The sequence below is a fragment of the Bacillus xiamenensis genome (genome assembly GCF_000300535.1).
Taxonomy (GTDB): Bacteria; Bacillota; Bacilli; order Bacillales; family Bacillaceae; genus Bacillus; species Bacillus xiamenensis.
This window is the reverse complement of record NZ_AMSH01000106.1, coordinates 1-3,839: the sequence shown is the minus strand read 5'-3', so window position 1 is coordinate 3,839 and position 3,839 is coordinate 1. Positions and strand designations below refer to the sequence as shown.

General features: G+C 43.1%; 2 protein-coding genes. Both read right to left on the bottom strand.

What is annotated here, in order from left to right; genetic code table 11:
* Positions 1-91: 91 nt before the first annotated feature.
* Complete coding sequence (cysI, locus tag BA1_RS18050; protein WP_008362177.1) at positions 92-1,810, bottom strand: assimilatory sulfite reductase (NADPH) hemoprotein subunit; 1,719 nt, start codon at positions 1,808-1,810, stop codon at positions 92-94.
* A 32-nt stretch (positions 1,811-1,842) separates the two neighbouring features.
* Positions 1,843-3,654 carry an assimilatory sulfite reductase (NADPH) flavoprotein subunit gene (locus BA1_RS18045; RefSeq protein WP_008362176.1) on the bottom strand — a complete coding sequence of 604 codons (1,812 nt, stop codon included), beginning with the start codon at positions 3,652-3,654 and terminating at the stop codon, positions 1,843-1,845.
* Between the last annotated feature and the right edge of the window lie 185 nt (positions 3,655-3,839).

Sequence of the window (3,839 nt, the reverse complement as noted above, 5' to 3'; positions counted from 1 at the left end):
CATATCACTGTAAAAATAATAGAAAGGTCGAAAATAAAGATCATTTTAGCCCTTTGTCAACAATCTTAGACAGGAAGGACTCCTGTCTTTTTTATTGAACATGAAAATTCGTTCCATCTGTTGTTTCTTTGACAATTCCTGCCCGAATGACAAAATCACCGAAATGTTCATTTTCTTCTCGTTCTTTTGCGTAGCGGGGAAGAAGAGAACCAAGTTCTTTTAAAATGTCTTCCTCACCCACATTTTCACGGTACAGTTTACTTAACCTGCTGCCGTCGAATGCAGCGCCAAGATACATATTGTATTTACCAGGTGATTTCCCGATAAAACCAATCTCACCTAAAGCATGACGAGCACAGCCATTTGGACATCCAGTCATTCGGATCGTAATCTCTTTATCACTTAATCCATTTTCTTCGACAATCTCATCAATACGATCAATCAAGCGCGGAAGGTAGCGTTCTGCTTCTGCCATCGCTAAGCCGCACGTTGGCAGTGCCACACAAGCCATGGAACTGCGGCGCAGGGCAGAATGCTGCTTGCCATCTGATAAACCAAATTCCTGAATCAGCTTCTCAATCTGTTTCTTTTTATGAGTTGTCACATTTCCAATGATCAAGTTCTGATTTGCGGTTAAGCGGAAGTCACCTGTATGAACCTTGGCGATTTCACGAATGCCTGTCATCAGCGGATAATCATCATAATCTGTGATGCGCCCGCCTTCTACAAACATCGTATAATGCCATCTGCCATTAATGCCTTTCACCCAGCCATAACGGTCACCGTTATGATCAAAATGATAATCCCGTGCGTCTAAAAGAGTAAACCCAAGGCGACGCTCAAGCTCTTCTTTTACATTCTCAAGGCCGAGGCGGTCTACTGTATATTTAAAGCGGGCATTTTTTCGCACGGAACGGTTTCCATAGTCTCGCTGAATGGTGATGACTTGTTTGGCAATCTCCACAACCTGCTCAGGTGTGCAAAAGCCGATCACCTTTGCAAGCTGAGGGTAGGTTGCTGTATCACCGTGAGTCATACCCATTCCGCCGCCAATTGCGACATTAAAGCCGACCAATTGCTCATTTTCGATGATCGCAATGAAACCTAAATCCTGTGAAAAGACATCAATATCGTTAGCAGGAGGGACCGCCACACCAATCTTGAATTTTCTTGGTAAATAAAGCGGACCGTACATCGGCTCAACTTCCGTATCAGGCGTTGACGCTACCTTTTCTTCATCAAGCCAAATTTCATGGTACGCTCTTGTTTGCGGAAGCAGGTCATCACTTAATTTTTTCGCCAGCTCGTACACATCCTGGTGCACTTCTGATTGATAGGGGTTTGATGTACACATGACATTCCGGTTCACATCGCCGCAAGCAGCAATCGTATCAAGCATAGTAGAATGAATGTCTTGAATGGTCTTTTTCATGTTCCACTTTAAAATACCGTGCAGCTGAAAGGTTTCACGAGTTGTCAGCTTTAACGTTCCGTTACCGTATTTGTGAGCAAGCTCATCCATTACAAGCCACTGCTTGGATGTAGCGATTCCGCCAGGCAGGCGCACGCGCAGCATAAATTGATAGGCTGGCTCAAGCTTTTGTTTTTGCCGTTCATTTCTGAGGTCACGATCATCCTGTAAATAGCTGCCGTGGTGCTTCATCAGGCGGTTGTCATCATCAGGAATTCCCGCTGAAATCGGATCAAGCATCACTTCCTTTAACGTACCCCGTAAATAATCACTTTTTTCTTTGATTTCCTCTACGTCGCTCGGAGGTCCATCCGGCGCTGTTAATGCTGTCTTCACCATGTCGTAAAAGCTCCTTTCTTTCAAGCATCAAATCAATATACGTCACGCTGATAGCGTTTTTGCTGCTGTAAGTTGGCAAGATAGCTTTCTGCTTTCTCTTTGCTCATTGCACCTTCTTCTTGAATGATCGATAGAAGGGTATTGTGGACATCATGTGCCATATGCTTTTCATCTCCGCAAATATACACATAAGCACCTTGCTCAAGCCATTCGAATAATTCTTTACTGTGTTTCTTCATTTGGTGCTGGACATATACTTTTTCCTCTGAATCTCTTGAGAAAGCCACATCCATCTTCGTTAAGACGCCATCTTTTAACCACTTTTGCCATTCTGTTTGGTATAAGAAATCCGTCACAAAGTGCTGATCACCGAAGAATAACCAAGATTTTCCGTTTGCGCCGATTTCCTCGCGTTCCTGCATAAATGAACGGAAAGGGGCGATGCCTGTGCCTGGTCCCACCATAATGATCGGAGCATCAGGATCTTGAGGAAGTTTAAAGTTTTGGTTGTGCTGAATATAAACAGGTATCGTATCACCTGGCTGCAAGCGTTCGGCACATAAAATCGAGCAGACACCTTGACGTTCTCTCCCGTGTGCATCATATCTGACTGCACCTATCGTCAAATGAACCTCATCCTCATTTGCTTTTAGACTGCTAGCAATCGAATAAAGGCGTGCAGGAATTTTTCTTAAAATAGACGTAAAATCGGCTGCTGTTCCTTCAAAAGGACCAAAATCACGAGCCGCATCTAATAAGTCTCGTCCTTCTATATACTCTTTGAGCTTTTCTCCATTTCCTTCTTCTAAAAGGGCATGCAAGGCTTCACTTTTCGTCAATGAAGCGAGTTTTTGAAGAAGAGGCTTTGTTAAAACTGTAATCTCAAAATGCGAGGTGAGGGCTTCTTTTAAAGGAAGAGTATCACCGTTTTTATGAACGGTTACGACCTCCTCTGGATTCCATCCGCATGTCTTGATCAGTTCATCCACAAGCGCAGGATCATTTGTTGGGTAAATCCCAAGACTGTCACCTGGCTCATAAACAAGGCCTGATCCTTCAAGAGAAAGCTCTAAATGACGGGTTTCTTTGTTAGAGCCTCGGCCATTTAGGTTGATATTTTCAAGGACTTCAGCATAAAAAGGATTCGTTCTAGAATATTCTGAAACGGTTTGACTGGCTGCTCCCGCTGCTTCTTGTGGTGATGATACAGCTTCACCTTCACTTAGAGAAGAAGTCACACCTTGAAGCCATTCAGAAAACGGCTCATCATAATCAAGATCACAGTCTACCCGGTCAAAAAGGCGCGTTCCGCCAAGCTCTTTTAGGCGCTCGTCAAATTCTTTCCCCGTCTGACAGAAGAATTCATATGAACTGTCACCTAATGAAAGGACAGAAAAGCTTAAATGATCAAGCTTTGGTGCACGTCGGCCGTGGATATATTCATGGAACGAAAGGGCGTTATCAGGCGGATCTCCCTCGCCATGTGTGCTGACGATAATCAGTAAATTGTTTATTTTTTTCAGATTATTCGGTTTAAAATCGGACATAGAAGAAAGCGTCACTTGAAAGCCTTTCTCTTCAAGATGCTGCGCTGTCTTTTTCGCCAACCCTTCGGAATTGCCTGTTTGCGATCCGTAAAGCACGGTCACATCTTTTTTCACAGGCTGAGCAGATGCCGCGGCAGAAGGAGCCTCTATGACAGCTTCTGAGCCGGCAAGAGCTACCTGTGCTGATAAATAACCAGTAAGCCAAATTTTTTGCTGATCTGTTAAAGTCGGAAGCAGCTGATTGAGTAAATCTGCCTGTTCCTGACTAAACGGACTGTTCAATACATGAAGTTGCAACGATATCCACCTCACAAGGAATATAAACATAGATTAATTCGATAGGAATTATATATATAGGTTCAATTTGAACTTTACCGAAAGTTTGCCATTAAGTAAAATATATAATATTGATTGTCATGATTAAGAATTCTAATAACAAAGGGCATAAAAAAAGGAAAACGGCGATCCGTTTTATTATGATT

Bases quoted from the DNA above. Each gene is read 5' to 3' on its own strand.
- cysI (WP_008362177.1), bottom strand. From the start codon at position 1,810: ATGGTGAAGACAGCATTAACAGCGCCGGATGGACCTCCGAGCGACGTA.